Raw genomic sequence first — 14115 nt, forward strand, 5'->3', positions numbered from 1 at the left:
GCGTCGCCCGGGGCTGGGTCGCCGTCTCGCCGAGGCCGCGCGATTGGGGTTCAACTACGCCATCGTCCCCGAGGACGCCGGTCCCATACCGGACGGCATCAAGGTCAAGACCGTCACGAACGTCGGCGAGGCGTTGACCTACACGCGTATGCGACCCGTATGACACCGGGCAGTATTCTTTGTCTGACTGCCCGCATATAGCAGCGCAGTATTCTTTGTTCGCACAGTATCCGCAGCTTTAGCCCAAGCCGCTGCCATGACACGAGGGGGTTGGCCATGGAGGGCACCACGCCGTCCCCAGCGTTGCGCGAGACCATCGCCCGGCTCGCACCGGGAACCGCCCTGCGCGACGGTCTCGAGCGAATTCTGCGCGGCCGCACCGGCGGCCTGATCGTCCTCGGATACGACGACGAGGTCGAGGCGATCTGCGACGGCGGGTTCGAGCTCGATGTCGAGTTCGCGCCGACCAGACTTCGCGAGCTGTCCAAAATGGATGGCGCAGTGGTGCTTTCGACCGACGGCAAGCGAATCGTCCGCGCCAATGTGCAGCTCGTGCCCGACCACAAGATCCCCACCGTCGAATCCGGTACCCGACACCGCGCCGCCGAGCGAACTGCCATGCAGACCGGCTATCCCGTCGTCTCGGTGAGCCAGTCGATGAGCATCGTCAGCGTCTACATCGGCGGTATCAGGCACGTCGTGGAGGGCTCTGCCACCATCCTCTCGCGCGCCAATCAGGCCGTCGCGACCCTCGAGCGCTACAAGGCCCGACTCGACGACAACACTCGCCAACTCTCGGTGGTCGAGATCGAGGACTTCGTGACCCTGCGCGACGCCCTGACCGTCGCGCAGCGCCTCGAAATGGTGCGGCGAGTGTCGGTGGAGATCGAGCAGAACGTCCTCGAACTCGGCACCGACGGCAGGCAGCTCGCCCTCCAGCTCGAAGAGTTGTTGGGCGACAACGACGTCGATCGCCAACTGATCGTCCGTGACTACCTCGCCGGCAACGAACCGTCGAGCACCACCGGAGTCGAGAAGGCGCTCGCCGCACTGGACAAGCTGACCGACGTCGATCTGCTGGATCTGACGACGCTGGCTCGCGCCTTCGGATATCCCGCGACCATAGAGGCCCTCGACACTCCGATGAGCCCCCGCGGGTACCGCGTGCTCACCCGAGTTCCGAGGTTGCAGTTCAGCCAGATTCACCGACTGGTCGGCGCGTTCGGCACCCTGCAGGGGCTGCTTGCGGCCACCGCAGCCGACCTGCAGTCCGTCGACGGCATCGGTGGACTGTGGGCTCGTCACATCCGTGAAGGCCTCTCCAGACTGGCCGAGGCGTCGATCTCGGGGCCGTACGACTAGGACGCCTTCTTCTTCGTCCCCGGCAGGAAGCCTGCGTCGATCACGGCCTTCACGTACGGCCGGGCACCGGTGATCAACTGCTCGGCGTCCGGGACGTTCTTCCACAAGGCCGACGCCATGATGTCGGTGCGATCCTCGATGTGCTGATCGAGCGCGAGGCCGTCATCGGTCAACGTCTCTCCCTCGGGGGAGATTGTGAGCAGCCCGCGGGCAGCGAGTCGTTCAGCGGCAGAATCCCATTCGCTCTCGGACCATTCCCGGGTGAGCTGCGTGATGCGTTTGCCGAGCGCTCGACGGCCGGGCTGCGGGGTCGTGCGGTCGGCCTCGTGGAAGACGGCGGCTTCCGTGGGGTCGAGTTCTGCGTCGATCAGTGCGGCGAGGTGTCCGTCACCGCGCCATTCGCGTAGGACGGTGATCGAGTGCCAGAGGGCGAGATGCGGTACCTCGTCGATCGGCGGAGTGCCACGCGGCGGCGAGCGGTCGGCCCGCGAACGAGGCGGTGTCGCCGATATCTCCCAGGCGGCCCGCCAACGCGGCGAGCGCAGGGGCGTTCGCCAGGGAGCCGAGTGCCGTTCCCAGAACGGAGTCGAGCAGGGTCCACCGACGATCGGACACCGTCTCGAGACCGACGGCCACGGCGGCAGGCCACGCACGCTCGATCAGTGCCGGATTGAAGTTGTAGAACGCAGCAGCGACGACACTCGGCGCGCACGGACCCATCGGGGCCGCCCGAGCGCCGACGTACCAGGCGTGCCCGTCGAGGCCGGTGTCCTCGTACGCCGATCCCAATTCGGGATTGAAGTACGCGGTGACGTGGAAGGGTTCGAGCGTCTTGTAGGCGGCGCGGGCGAGAGCTGTCGAGGTGGTCATGAGATTCGACCGTACTCAGCCGGTGATGTTGAACGGCTCCGGCACGCTCTTGAGCTCGCCGAGCTGGGCGATCGCCTGGTAGGCACCGACACCGACCGGGATGCGCTCCTCGCCACAGCCGGGAACCGAGTTGGTGCCGGACCACTTGACGGTGAAGCCGGCCTGTTCACCGGGCTTGAAGGTGCGCAGATCCGACGCGGCGTTGGGGAAGCAGTCGATATTGGACCAGATGCGCTGATTGTCGAGGGTGTAGACGAGCGCCTGCTGCAGCCCGGCACCGACGTCGCGCTGGCATTCGGTGGAGCCGATGTTGGTGATGACCACGGTGAACACGGGCTCTTCGCCCAGACGGTAGGTGGCCTTCTCCGGCGTCACCTTGATCGCGAGCGATTGATCCGGGCACTGGTTGGAGATCACGGGAGCCGGCGCACCGCTGGTTGTCGCAGCTGCGCCACCACCGGCAGCGGAGTCGGTGGCTCCACCCGAGCCGCCGGAACCACCGGATCCACCCGAACCGCCGCCGGAACCACCCGCTCCGGCGGAATCGGCGTCGGAGGCAGAAGAGCTGGGTGACGGCAGAGCCGAGGATGTCGCCGGAGCCGCAACGACGCCTGCGGGAGCGGCCTCGGTGTCGTCGGAACCGCCACTGAGCGAGGCGATGAACCACACGATCAACCCGAGGACGACAACGGCCGCACCGATGGCGAGCGCACGGCGTCGCCAGTAGATTTCGGGAGGCAAAGGCCCGGTCGGTTCCAACACGAATCAACCGTATGCGGCCGAAGCCACGCTATCCCTGAGCCCACGCGGCGTGTCGCGTCGGCGAACTCACCGAAATGGGATCCGCGCTGATTCAGGCAGGCATTTCGCCGATGTCGCCGATGACCTCACGCAACTGCGCATGGCCCTTCGACAGTTGGTAGGTGAGGCCGACGATCGCGAGTTCCCCGGCTTCGACCTTCTCGGCGACGATCCGCGAGCGCTGCATCAGCAGATTGCCGGTCTCCTCGACGTGCCGAGCCTCGAACTCGTCGACGGCCTGATAGCCGTCGCGGCGAGCCGAGAGCACCGACGGGGTGACGCGTTCGACGACGTCGCGGATGTACCCACCGGGTACGTCGCCACTCTCGAGGGCGTCGACGGTCGCCTTGACTGCACCACAGTGATCGTGGCCGAGCACCACGATCAGCGGGGCCGCGAGCACGGCGACGCCGTACTCGATGGAGCCCAGAACCGCGGAATCGACCACGTGACCGGCGGTACGCACGACGAACATATCGCCGAGGCCCTGGTCGAAGATGATCTCGGCAGCAACACGCGAGTCGGCGCAACCGAAGAGGATGGCGCTGGGGTGCTGAGCACTTTCGAGGCGGGCGCGATCCTCGATGCCCTGCGACGGGTGCAGGACCTCTCCGGAGACAAACCGTTGGTTGCCTTCCTTGAGGGACTTCCAGGCAGCGATCGGATTCGAGGCAGGCATGGGTTTCATTGTGCACGCGCAGCGGGCGCACGGCGAGTTGGGTGCACGTGGATCGAGTTACCGGCGAGTCGGGTTGACTACTGTTGGGACCGATCACAGACACGACGAGAAGGGCGACCACTTGCCGATCGATGCCGACGCACTGCTCGGGTGGTTCGACACCGACGGACGCGATCTGCCGTGGCGGCGGCCCGGCGTAAGCGCGTGGCAAATCCTGATGAGCGAGATCATGCTGCAGCAGACGCCGGTGGTGCGGGTCGCGCCCATCTGGGAGCAGTGGGTGCAGCGTTGGCCGGTGCCGTCGGCGATGGCCGCGTCCTCTCAGGCCGAGGTGCTCCGCGCGTGGGGCAAGTTGGGCTATCCGCGTCGCGCACTGCGGTTGCACGAGTGCTCCCGGGTGCTCGCCGAGGAGTACGGCGACGAGGTGCCTGCCGACGTCGAGACATTGCTGGGCCTGCCGGGTATCGGTGCATACACCGCGCGCGCCGTGGCGTGTTTCGCCCACGGTCAGCGAGTTCCGGTGGTCGACACCAATGTTCGACGCGTCGTGGCGCGTGCGTTGCACGGCAACGCCGAGCCGGGGAATCCTTCCACCACGCGGGACCTGGCCGACGTCGAGCAGCTGCTCCCGGAGAGCGTCCCGCGCGCCGCCCGCTACTCGGCGGCGTTGATGGAACTGGGCGCACTGATCTGTACCGCCAAGAATCCGGCATGCCTGCTGTGCCCGCTGCCCGAGTGCGCCTGGATCGAAGCAGGCAGGCCCGCGCACACCGGCCCGGCCAAGAAGGTCCAGAAGTTCGCGGGCACGGATCGTCAGGTGCGCGGAAAACTCATGTCGGTGCTGCGCGAGAGCACAGGACCGGTCGAGCGCGCCCAACTCGACATCGTCTGGCCCACCGACCCGACGCAACGCGACCGAGCTCTCGATTCACTGCTGACCGACGGATTGATCGAACAGACCGAGTCGGGATTGTTCGCCCTCGCGGGTGAGGGTTCGGACGGCTAACTCCGGCCGTTTGCGTCGAACCATGCTCTGCCGAGCAACAATCGGTCCACCAGAGCGGCCGCCTCGATCTCGTCGATCTGCCCGACCATCACCATCGTCCCCAAACCGTGCAACGCGGCCATGAGCAGTCGAGCCTCCGCGACGGTGTCGATTCGATCCGAGCCGCTCTCCGCTGCGGCATGCCCGATCATGTGGGTCAGAACCGACTCCAGCACAGCAAGATTGGCGCGATACGCGGCCTGCGCCAGGTCCGGTTCCCGGATCGCCAAGGATGCGAACGACACTCCCAGCCGATGGAAGCGCCTGCCCTCGTCGTCTGTCGGCAACACCGAACGGGCGAACATCTGCAGGCGTCGGGCTGCCGAAGCGCCGGCGATCGCGTCGATCCGGGATCGAGAATCCGCGTAGCCACGCTCGGAGAAACGCGTCAGAACGGCGTCGAGCAGCCCTGCCTTGGAGTGGAAGTAGTACTGAACCAGACGCAGCGACACTTCGGCTGCCGCGGCGGCGCTCCGCATCGTCAGCGCCTCCAGCCCATCGACGGTCGCGACCCGCTCCGCAGCTCCCAGAATCTGCTCTCGTCGATCTTCGCCGGCCATCTTCCGCCCACCTCCACTGTTTGATACAACTGTATCAAGCGACTGTTATACAGCTGTACCAATCGAGGGGGTCGAGCATGGCGCGGGAGCGTTCGTGGGGTGTTCTGGCAGTTGCGTGCCTGGCCCAGTTGCTGGTGGTGCTCGACTCCTCGGTCGTCAACATCGCACTGCCGCAGATCGCCCGAGCGCTGAGCATCGACGATCGAGACGTCCAGTGGGTCGCCAGCGGATACACCGTCGCGTTCGCCGCGGCCCTGCTCGCCGGAGCCCGCGCAGCCGACACCCGAGGCATCCGCGGGGTTTTCCTCTTCGGCGTTTCCCTGTTCGTCGCCGCCAGCGTGGTCGGCGGAGTCGCATCCACCGGCTCGATGCTGGTGTCCGCGCGCATCGTGCAGGGTCTGGCCGCGGCAATCGTCTCCCCGGCCACGTTCACGTTGCTGACTCTCACCTACCCCGAGGGCCGATGCGGACGCGTGCTGTCGCGGTGTGGACGGCGATCAGCGTTGCCGGAGGTGGAGTGGGCAACATCGCCGGAGGCGCGCTGACCGAGTACGTCTCGTGGCGGTCGGTTCTGCTGATCAACCTGCCCATCGGCGTGGTTCTGCTGATGTCGGCTCGTCGACATCTCGACGCTCGGCGAGCCGGGACCGAGGCGCATCGGCCCGGGCTCGACATCGTCGGTGCCGCTTTCGGGGGCGTTGGCCCTCGGCGCGTCCACCGTGGCGGTCACCCAGCTCGGAGCCGGCGGCTCGCAGTCGTTGTCCCTGTCGACGGCTGTTCTCGCCGTGGCTGGATCGATTGGATTCGTACTCCGGCTGCGTCGATCGACCGCGCCACTGATTCCGTTGCGGCTGTTCGCCGATCGCACCGTGGTCACGGGGAATCTGCTGACACTGCTCACCGGTGCGGTGTTCCAGATACCGATCTGGTTGTACCTGACCTATCAGATGCAAGAGCTCCTGCAGCGGTCACCACTGCAGGCGGCAGTGGGCTTTCTACCGCTCACGGCCGCTCTCGTCGTGACCGGCGTCGCAGTCACTCCACCTCTGATGCGCAGATGCCCTCGCACCTGGTTGCCGCTGCCGGCGCGACCCTGGCCGCCGCCGGACTGCTCGGCCTCGCTGCGGCCTCGAATTCGCCTGGCTACCTCGCGGCAGTCGGGCTGCCGTCGATTCTGATCGGGATCGGCGGCGGGCTGCTCAACACCCCGTTGGCCACTGCGGTGACCAGCGGGGTCGCGCGCTCCGACGCCGGAGCCGCGTCGGGATTGATGAACACGTCCAAGCAGTTCGGTGGCGCGATGGGGTTGGCGCTGCTCACCATCGTCGCCGGGCTGACGGACTTTCGATTCGCCTATTCGGCCATGGCAGCAGCGATGGCGGTGACCGCGGTGTGCTGCGTGGTCTTCCTTCGCACATCGCCGCCGAAAGTTCGCTACTGAGCGAGAAATTCGACGACAGTCGCGTTGACCGCATCAGGGCGTTCGAGGTAGCCGAAGTGACCGGTGTCGGCGATCTCGACGTAGCGCGCACCCGGTATCGCGTCCGCGACGTCGCGGCACTGCTGCACCGGGATCATCCGGTCGTCCGCGAATCCGATGACGAGCGACTTGGCCGCGATCCTCCGGTACGCCGCCAATCGATCTGTCCCGCTCCGCATTTCGAGTCCGATCTGCGCCCGCATACCCGCAGTCTTCCTGCCGCCGGAGTATTCGAGGATTGCCAGCCAATCACCGATCGCGGAGTCGTCGGCCAGCGTCTTCGGCGAAAAGTTCTGCATCGCAGTCATCGCCGCCCGGTACGACGCGGGGAGTTCGACCCCGGCGTCGTGCAGGTCCTTCTCCCCCTTGGACAGTTGCTCGCGAAAGGTGCCCGACTTGCCGTAGGTGGCCATCATCACTGCATGCGACACCAGATCCGGCCGGGCCAAGGCCAATTCCTGAGTGACGCGGGCACCCATCGAGGTGCCCACGACGCGTGCTGCGCCGCCTCCGAGGTGCTCGATGAGGGCAGCGGTGTCGGCGACCAGGTCATCCAGCGTCATCCCGCTCGCACACTCGGAAGACGGTGCGATACCGCGATTGTCGAAGGTGACGACCCGGTACCCCTGCTTCACCAGCACCGGAACCTGATGGGTTCGCCAGACTCGTCCCGGGCTGCCGGTGCCCATCACCAACACCACGAGCGGACCGTCGCCGGTCACGTCGTAGTTGAGGTCGATTCCGTTGAGCTTCGCGAGCGGCATTCGGATCATCCTAGTGCGCGCAGGAACTCCTCGACCGCCGTGCGATACCGCTCGGGTGCCTCGTCGTGGATCAGGTGCGCCGCCTTCTCGACCCGCACGTACGCCGATCCGGGCTTGCTCGAGTACATCTGCCGCATCTGACCGGCCGGGGTGATGGTGTGTTCACCCTCGATCAGCAACACCGGAGCGTCGACGGCATCCCACTCGTCCCAGAAGTGCCGAGTCCCCCACTCCTGCGAGATCGCTTCGAAGAAGTCCACCTCACCGTGCAGCCGCCACCCGTCGGCGTCCCGCTCGAAGGAATCCAGAAAGTACTGACCCGCAACGTCTCCGAAGAACGCCCGCACCGCGTCGCGTCGGGAAAGGGTTGCGGCCACGCCCGGATCATCGCGGCCCAGTCGTCCGCGGTGCGGCCCCTGAAGTCCGGGGCGATGTCCTCGACGACCATGGCGGTCACCAGGTCCGGTCGCTGGGCGGCCGCACACCAACCGTGCAGTGCGCCCATCGAATGACCGATCAGCACACTGGGACCCAACGCCTCGAGATGCTCGAGCAGGTCGGCAACGAAGAACTCCGTCGTGAGCTCGGGAGGCGGCGGTCGCCGGTGCCCCGGCGCATCGTAGGTGTGCACGTGCCCGAACTCTCGAAGCCACGGAACCTGCCGCCGCCAGGTGGCAGCGCTGCCCATCAGCCCGTGCAGCAGCAGAATCGAACGGCCGGATCCACCCTCGTCGTAGAGCATCACCGCCGAGCATATCGGCGGAGTAATCTCGCGGGCATGGCCATTGTGAAGATCAATGCGATCGACGTACCCGAGGGCGCAGGCCCCGAACTCGAGAAGCGCTTCGCCGCGCGCGCCGGGTCGGTCGACGGCTCCCCGGGCTTCCTCGGGTTCCAACTGCTGCGGCCGGTCAAGGGCGAGTCGCGCTATTTCGTCGTCACCCAGTGGGAGGACGAGGAGTCCTTCCAGTCGTGGTCGGCGGGACCGTCGCGGGAGGCTCACGCGGGAGCCAGTGCGGCGAAGCCGGTCTCGTCCGGAGCATCACTGCTCGAATTCGAGGTCGTACTGGACGTGCCTGCCACGTCGTGAGCGCGCACGCGTCCGCTCAGATGCGTTCGCGGGCGAGCTCCCATTCGAGTTTCGTCGGCATCTCCGAATCCAGTTTCGCCACCGCATCGGCCAGGAACTCGGCGGGCATCGGCCTACCGAGGATGTAGCCCTGGGCACCGTCGCAGCCCAACTCTCGGAGCGCATCCAACGTGCCCGCGTCCTCGACGCCCTCTGCCATCACCCGCACCCCGAGGCTTCGAGCCAAGTCGATGGTCGAGCGCACGATCGATGCGTCGGTCTCGTCGGTGTTCATCTTCGACACGAACGAGCGGTCGATCTTGAGAGTCTGCACCGGCAGGGTCTGCAGATAGGCCAACGAGCTGTAGCCGGTGCCGTAGTCGTCGATCGCAATGGTGACGCCGAGGCTACGCAGGGACGTCAACGCGTTCACCGAGCGCACCGGATCGGTCATCGCCGTCGTCTCGGTGACCTCGAATTCCAAAGCGTGCGCGGGAACCGAATACTTCGCCAGCACGGCCGCGACCTGTTCGGTCAGCGTCTCGTCCAGTAGGTTTCTCACCGAAAGATTCACCGAGACAGACAAATTGATACCGCGTCGACGCAATTCGCTGCACTGCGCCAAGGCCTCGTCCAGCACGAGCGCGGTGATGGCGGGCAACATGCCGGTGCGCTCGGCGTCGGGCAGGAACATCGACGGTCCGATCAACCCCTCGCGTGGGTGCTGCCACCGCAGTAGAGCTTCGACGCGATCGACACTGCCGGATTCCAGATCCAGGCACGGTTGAAAGAACACTCGAAGCTGGTGGTCACGAATGGCCGTGTCGAGTTCCCCCAGCAACCGCATCTGATCGTGGCGGTCGCGATCCATGTCGGGTTCGTAGCGACCGACGCGGGTGTGGCCGGCCTTCGCTGCCGTCAACGCCACGTGGGCGCGCTGAAGCATCGCCTCACCGTCGACCGGACTCGCCTCCGGCTCCTCGGTGTCGTTCCGGGTCACCCCCGGTTCCTCGATCGCGGCGATTCCGACGGTCGCATCGAGCGCCACGTTGATGTCGTGCACGAACATCGTTCTACTGACTGCGAACTGAAGCCGCTCTGCGGTGTCCGTCACGTCGATCTGGGCGGGACGCCGGCGCATGGCGACGACGAACTGATCCCCACCGAGCCGTCCCACGAGGTCGTCGGACCGCACCGATGAGACAAGGCGATGACCGATCTCGCGCAGCACACTGTCTCCCACGCTGTACCCGAAGGTCTCGTTGATCTGAGCGAAGCGATCGATGTCCACCACGAGCGTGAAGACGTCCGAATCACCACGGGTGGCGAGCATCGTGTCCAACCGCTCTCGGAGCAGGCGGCGACTGGCCAGTCCGGTGACCGCGTCCGTCCGAGCCACGTCCTCGAGCACTGCGGCCTGCAACCGCAACGTACTCAGGAAGCACGCCATGCGGCACCCGACGAGCGCGATGACCAGTGCCGAGGACCCCACGATCACCCAACCCCACTGTTGGACGGGTATTCCGCGGGCCAACTGAACAGCCATCGCAAGGGGTGTTACGGCGACCGCGACCGTGAGTCCGAGAAATCTCACGCGCCCGAATGCGAACGGGCTGGACCGGTCGACCCGCGACACCGCCCGCTCCGGAATGTGTAGGGCGATCACTCCGAAACACACGTACGCCGCCAGCCACAGCGTGTTCAGAAGAGTCGAACGGTAGAGCTCGGAGGTGGTGACCGCGACATAGGACGCGAAGTCGGCAGAGAACAGGAACACGACGCCCGCCGTGGCCGCCAGAAACGGCACCGTGGTCGACCGAGTCAGCAGGTACAGACTGCCGACGAGCGTCAGCAGAAACGCATCGATGGTGAGGTAGACCGTCGCCGGCCACAGTTCCAATGCCGACGGAAACGACAACGCCGCATCGTCGGAGATGACGAACACCCATGTGGCGAGGCCGACACCGACCGCAACCACCAGACACTCGAGAAGTTCTTCGATCCCGAACACGAGCCCGTTCTCGTCGGCGGCTCGGGCGAAGCCGACAGCGATCACCAGGTAGCCGAACAGATAGAAGATGTCGGACGAGGAGAACGTCGATACTCGTCCTCCGCCGACATGCACCATCGCTATCAGCGCGTCGCCGATGCCCCAGGAGCCGACGCCGACGGCCATGTACTTCCACGTCCGCTTGTCCGGCCCGGGTTCCCGAAAGTAGCGGTACACGAACGCGGCCACTGTGGCCAGGAGCACGATTGCGTAGATCGCATCCTGGGGTATCCCGGGCGGGGCAAGTGCGTACACCGCGACTGCGAGTGCACCGAGGCCCAGGAAGCGCGTCCACAACATGGTGGGGCTGATCCTTCCTAGGCCGGTCGGTGCATACCCCGAACGTACGCATCAGCCGATCGAACCCGACGTTTGACCACGATTCGTAACCGAATCACCCTGCAGATGGGTCAAGTAACGAACTATTTCAAACCTGACGATTGTTCGCCAGTCTCACATCGGGCGCTTTGTCCGTTCAGCCCTCGAGGGCCGCGTCCAATGTGATGTCGACGCCGGTGAGAGCCTTGCTGACGGGACAGGTTTCTTTTGCCGCCTGAGCTGCTTTCGCGAAGCCGTCGGCGTCGAGACCCTCGACCTCGCCCCGCACGGTCAGTTTGATGCCGGTCAGCTTGAAGCCCGGCTCATCAGGACCGAGCGAGACATCGGCGGTGACCTCGAGGCTCTGCGGGGTGCCGCCCGCCTCGGCGATCAGCGCCGACAACTGCATCGCGTAGCAACTCGAATGAGCCGCGGCGATCAATTCCTCGGGACTGGTGGTGCCGTCGGCATTCTCGGCGGCGCGCTTGGGAAACGACACATCGAAAGTCGCTGCGCCGGAACTGGACAGCTCCACCTGGCCGGAACCTTGTTCCAGCGTTCCGTTCCAAGCTGTGCGTGAAGTACGAGTTGGCATCGAACCGAGTCCTTTCGTTGTCGACCCTGACGTAGGCCTGTTTCTCAGGCTAACGTCAGCGGGGTGACCGGGCTACCGAGTGCAAGGATGTCGACACGACGGCTGCGACAATCGAGAAACTTCTCGCGCGCGGCAACGATCGCAGCAACCGTGGTCCTGTCGATCGTCGGATTCTCGACGCCGATTGCCGTCGCGGGTCCCCTGGCGGACTTCTACGACGCGCCGGTGGCGACGCTCGGCCCCGCGACGCCCGGCGAAGTGGTCCGAAGCCGGCCCGTCAACTCGCCCAAGGGGTTCGGACTCGGATTCGACATCGAACGGATTCTCTATCGATCCACCGATACACACGATCTGCCCATGGTCGTATCCGGCTACACCATGACCCCCACAGCTCCGTGGACCGGCCCCGGACCCCGACCGGTGATCGCGTACGCGCCCGGCACTTCCGGTATGGCGGACCGCTGCGCCGGATCGGCAGTTCTCGGGACAGTCGGCTCGTCCCCGGCCATCCTGCCGCTGCTGCTGGCCGGATATCGCGTCGTCGCAACCGATTACCAGGGGCTGGGCACCCCCGGCGGGCACACGTACCTGAACCGAATCGCCTCGGGCCGAGCGCTGCTCGACGTCGCCAGAACCGCAGACGTCGAACCAACCACCCCGGTGGTGCTGTTCGGCTACTCCGAAGGCGGGTTCGCATCCGCATCCGCTGCCGAACTCGCCGCCACCTACGCCCCGGAGCTCAACATCCAGGGAGCGTATGTCGGTGCACCACCGGCAGACCCGACGCTCAACATCGACACACTCGACAACACCGGCCTCGGCAGCGCTGTGCTCTTCGCGGTCGACGGGATGATCAACGCCTACCCGGACCGGGCAGCAGGTATCCGCGACCTCTTCGACTCCGACGGGATCGCCGCGCTCGACGCCGCACAGAACTGGTGCACCACCGACCGCGCGGCCTCCGAGATCGTGCGAACGACCGAGCTGACCCGCGACGGCCGACCACTCACCGAGCAACTGAGCAACCCCGTTCTGGCCGAGATCACCGCCGCCAACACGGTCGGGCGCATCGCCCCTGCCATGCCGGTGTATCTCTCGCACGCGGTCGAGGACGACACCGTACCCATCGAGCAGAGCCGCACCCTGCTTCGGCGCTGGCGCGATCTGGGTGCAGACGTCACCTACCGCGAATACGACCTCCCGGCCATCCCGGTCGAGGGTGCGAACCACCAACCCGGAGCCCTGGCGGCCTACGACGACGTGATGCCCTGGATCGCCGAGCTCGTGCACAGGAGCTGATCTCAGGTGTGAAATCAGGGTGTTCACCGAGGCGTCGACCCCGATGAGGTTGGTTCACTCCTTCCATGCGCATCGTCCACGCCCTGCTGACCGTCGTCGCTGTCCTGGCCGCAGGCTCCCCCACCCCACCGGACCCCGGCGTGGCGTCGGACATCGAAGTTGTCGCCGAAGAACTGGGACTGCCAGGGGTCGCGTTCCGTGTCGTCTCCGAGAACGAGGTGCTGGAGAACGTCGAGTACGGGCTGGACGGGGACGGTGCGCCGATCGACGAGGGAACTCCGTTCGTGTGGGGTTCGGTATCGAAGTCGGTGACGGCGGCGACGGTGTACTCACTCGCCGAGCATCGAGCCCTCACGCTCACGGGTGCCGTGAATTCGATTCTGCCGGAGAGTGATTCGATCGTTCCGGGCGACGTCACGATCGACGACCTGATCCACCACACCAGCGGCCTCCCCCACGACGTCACCGAACTGGACGTGTGGGGGCGTGCGGAGCGAGCGCTCGACGTCGTCCCCACACTGGACGTCACCGTCGCCGACCGCGGCACCTTCCGCTACTCGAGCCTCAACTACTTACTGCTGCAGGCGATCGTCGAGAAGGTCACCGCCGAACCCTTCGCCGACGTCGTCGCCCGCGAGACCGGAGTGCCTACCGCCGGCACCGTCGCACCCGGCCACGTCCCGTTCTTCACCTTCCCCCGAAGCATCGATACCGGAATCGACTCCGCTGGAATGGGTTACGGCTACCTGAGTGGATCCATCGACGAACTCTCACGCTACGCATCACGGCAATTGACCGCTCCGGCGTCGAACAGTCCCGATACGGTGCCGACGGGTTCGGGCGCGGCGTACGGATACGGGTGGTACGTCGAAACGCTGGCCGACGGTACCGAGATGCGCTGGCATTCCGGTGCGGTCCCCGGCTTTTTCACTCACGTCGCACTCGTTCCGGAACGCCACCTGGCCGTGGTCTTCGCGACCAATCGATACGGCGAACTCGAGGCCGACGCGCTCGCCTCGGCGGCCCGCTCTCTCGTGCTCGCCCGACTCGGCGTGGACAAGCCTCGTACCGCCGGCTTCGGTCTGTACGAAACAGCGCTGATCGCGTCGACCGCACTCGCGGTGTTGTTGGCGCTCTGTGCGACGAAAACGCTGCTCGGATTCAGAACTGCCCCCGGGCGATGGGCACCCGCGCGCGCCCTGGCGGCCCTCGGCGCAGGCGGG

At 66.1% G+C, this 14115-nt stretch carries 13 protein-coding genes and 2 pseudogenes; 7 read left to right on the forward strand and 8 right to left on the reverse strand.

From position 1 onward, the window contains the following. Positions 1 to 276: 276 nt before the first annotated feature. The gene (disA, locus tag RHBS_RS14040) at positions 277 to 1362 is read left to right on the forward strand and encodes a DNA integrity scanning diadenylate cyclase DisA (RefSeq protein WP_121872158.1); all 1086 of its coding nucleotides are present in this window, start codon (positions 277 to 279) and stop codon (positions 1360 to 1362) included. Here the strand turns inward: disA and RHBS_RS14045 are convergent. The 3 genes and pseudogenes from RHBS_RS14045 to RHBS_RS14055 all read right to left on the reverse strand — a co-directional run bounded on the left by RHBS_RS14045 (position 1359) and on the right by RHBS_RS14055 (position 3712). After that, positions 1359 to 2232, reverse strand: a pseudogene (locus tag RHBS_RS14045) (hypothetical protein). The gene disA and the pseudogene RHBS_RS14045 sit on opposite strands and share 4 nt — an antisense overlap. Positions 2233 to 2247: 15 nt before the next feature. Continuing rightward, complete coding sequence (locus tag RHBS_RS14050) at positions 2248 to 2994, reverse strand: hypothetical protein (RefSeq protein ID WP_128645856.1); 747 nt, start codon at positions 2992 to 2994, stop codon at positions 2248 to 2250. A 91-nt stretch (positions 2995 to 3085) separates the two neighbouring features. After that, entirely contained in the window at positions 3086 to 3712 is a 627-nt protein-coding gene (locus RHBS_RS14055; RefSeq protein WP_037195038.1) for a carbonic anhydrase, read from the reverse strand. 121 nt (positions 3713 to 3833) lie between these two features. Here RHBS_RS14055 and RHBS_RS14060 point away from each other — a divergent pair, with 121 nt between their 5' ends. Next, entirely contained in the window at positions 3834 to 4718 is an 885-nt protein-coding gene (locus RHBS_RS14060) for an A/G-specific adenine glycosylase (RefSeq protein WP_128645857.1), read from the forward strand. On the opposite strand, the gene RHBS_RS14065 is transcribed toward RHBS_RS14060, so the two are convergent. Further along, the gene (locus RHBS_RS14065) at positions 4715 to 5317 is read right to left on the reverse strand and encodes a TetR/AcrR family transcriptional regulator (protein WP_128645858.1); all 603 of its coding nucleotides are present in this window, start codon (positions 5315 to 5317) and stop codon (positions 4715 to 4717) included. The two genes, RHBS_RS14060 and RHBS_RS14065, sit on opposite strands and share 4 nt — an antisense overlap. Positions 5318 to 5394: 77 nt before the next feature. Between RHBS_RS14065 and RHBS_RS14070 the strand changes: the two genes are divergently transcribed. Both RHBS_RS14070 and RHBS_RS14075 read left to right on the forward strand, forming a co-directional pair. After that, complete coding sequence (locus tag RHBS_RS14070) at positions 5395 to 5862, forward strand: MFS transporter (RefSeq protein ID WP_128645859.1); 468 nt, start codon at positions 5395 to 5397, stop codon at positions 5860 to 5862. A gap of 512 nt (positions 5863 to 6374) precedes the next feature. After that, positions 6375 to 6758 carry an MFS transporter gene (locus tag RHBS_RS14075; RefSeq protein ID WP_128645860.1) on the forward strand — a complete coding sequence of 128 codons (384 nt, stop codon included), beginning with the start codon at positions 6375 to 6377 and terminating at the stop codon, positions 6756 to 6758. Here the strand turns inward: RHBS_RS14075 and RHBS_RS14080 are convergent. Continuing rightward, the gene (locus tag RHBS_RS14080; protein WP_128645861.1) at positions 6752 to 7561 is read right to left on the reverse strand and encodes an alpha/beta fold hydrolase; all 810 of its coding nucleotides are present in this window, start codon (positions 7559 to 7561) and stop codon (positions 6752 to 6754) included. The two genes, RHBS_RS14075 and RHBS_RS14080, sit on opposite strands and share 7 nt — an antisense overlap. A gap of 5 nt (positions 7562 to 7566) precedes the next feature. Further along, positions 7567 to 8303, reverse strand: a pseudogene (locus tag RHBS_RS14085) (alpha/beta fold hydrolase). 36 nt (positions 8304 to 8339) lie between these two features. Here RHBS_RS14085 and RHBS_RS14090 point away from each other — a divergent pair. Further along, on the forward strand, positions 8340 to 8651 hold the full coding sequence (locus tag RHBS_RS14090) for an antibiotic biosynthesis monooxygenase (protein ID WP_128645862.1): 312 nt from the start codon (positions 8340 to 8342) through the stop codon (positions 8649 to 8651). 16 nt (positions 8652 to 8667) lie between these two features. Here RHBS_RS14090 and RHBS_RS14095 read toward each other — a convergent pair whose 3' ends face one another. After that, a complete protein-coding gene (locus RHBS_RS14095) occupies positions 8668 to 10980 on the reverse strand; it encodes a bifunctional diguanylate cyclase/phosphodiesterase (RefSeq protein WP_128645863.1) in 2313 nt (770 codons plus the stop codon). 175 nt (positions 10981 to 11155) lie between these two features. Next, positions 11156 to 11593 (reverse strand): OsmC family protein, encoded by a 438-nt coding sequence (locus RHBS_RS14100; protein ID WP_068053702.1) that lies wholly within the window; start codon positions 11591 to 11593, stop codon positions 11156 to 11158. An 87-nt stretch (positions 11594 to 11680) separates the two neighbouring features. On the opposite strand from RHBS_RS14100, the gene RHBS_RS14105 reads away from it, so the two are divergent. Then, on the forward strand, positions 11681 to 12892 hold the full coding sequence (locus tag RHBS_RS14105; RefSeq protein WP_128645864.1) for a lipase family protein: 1212 nt from the start codon (positions 11681 to 11683) through the stop codon (positions 12890 to 12892). Between the two features lie 65 nt (positions 12893 to 12957). Continuing rightward, on the forward strand, positions 12958 to 14115 hold a 1158-nt coding region (locus tag RHBS_RS14110), incomplete at its 3' end, for a serine hydrolase (protein WP_145977519.1).

The organism is Rhodococcus sp. BS-15, from assembly GCF_000813105.1.
Lineage (GTDB): Bacteria > Actinomycetota > Actinomycetes > Mycobacteriales > Mycobacteriaceae > Rhodococcoides.

What these genes read in the sequence shown, in the direction of transcription:
- disA (WP_121872158.1), top strand. Translation starts at nt 277, where the DNA reads ATGGAGGGCACCACGCCGTCCCCAGCGTTGCGCGAGACCATCGCCCGG.
- RHBS_RS14055 (WP_037195038.1), bottom strand. Translation starts at nt 3,712, where the DNA reads ATGCCTGCCTCGAATCCGATCGCTGCCTGGAAGTCCCTCAAGGAAGGC.
- RHBS_RS14065 (WP_128645858.1), bottom strand. Translation starts at nt 5,317, where the DNA reads ATGGCCGGCGAAGATCGACGAGAGCAGATTCTGGGAGCTGCGGAGCGG.
- RHBS_RS14070 (WP_128645859.1), top strand. Translation starts at nt 5,395, where the DNA reads ATGGCGCGGGAGCGTTCGTGGGGTGTTCTGGCAGTTGCGTGCCTGGCC.
- RHBS_RS14075 (WP_128645860.1), top strand. Translation starts at nt 6,375, where the DNA reads ATGCCCTCGCACCTGGTTGCCGCTGCCGGCGCGACCCTGGCCGCCGCC.
- RHBS_RS14080 (WP_128645861.1), bottom strand. Translation starts at nt 7,561, where the DNA reads ATGCCGCTCGCGAAGCTCAACGGAATCGACCTCAACTACGACGTGACC.
- RHBS_RS14090 (WP_128645862.1), top strand. Translation starts at nt 8,340, where the DNA reads ATGGCCATTGTGAAGATCAATGCGATCGACGTACCCGAGGGCGCAGGC.
- RHBS_RS14095 (WP_128645863.1), bottom strand. Translation starts at nt 10,980, where the DNA reads ATGTTGTGGACGCGCTTCCTGGGCCTCGGTGCACTCGCAGTCGCGGTG.
- RHBS_RS14100 (WP_068053702.1), bottom strand. Translation starts at nt 11,593, where the DNA reads ATGCCAACTCGTACTTCACGCACAGCTTGGAACGGAACGCTGGAACAA.
- RHBS_RS14105 (WP_128645864.1), top strand. Translation starts at nt 11,681, where the DNA reads ATGTCGACACGACGGCTGCGACAATCGAGAAACTTCTCGCGCGCGGCA.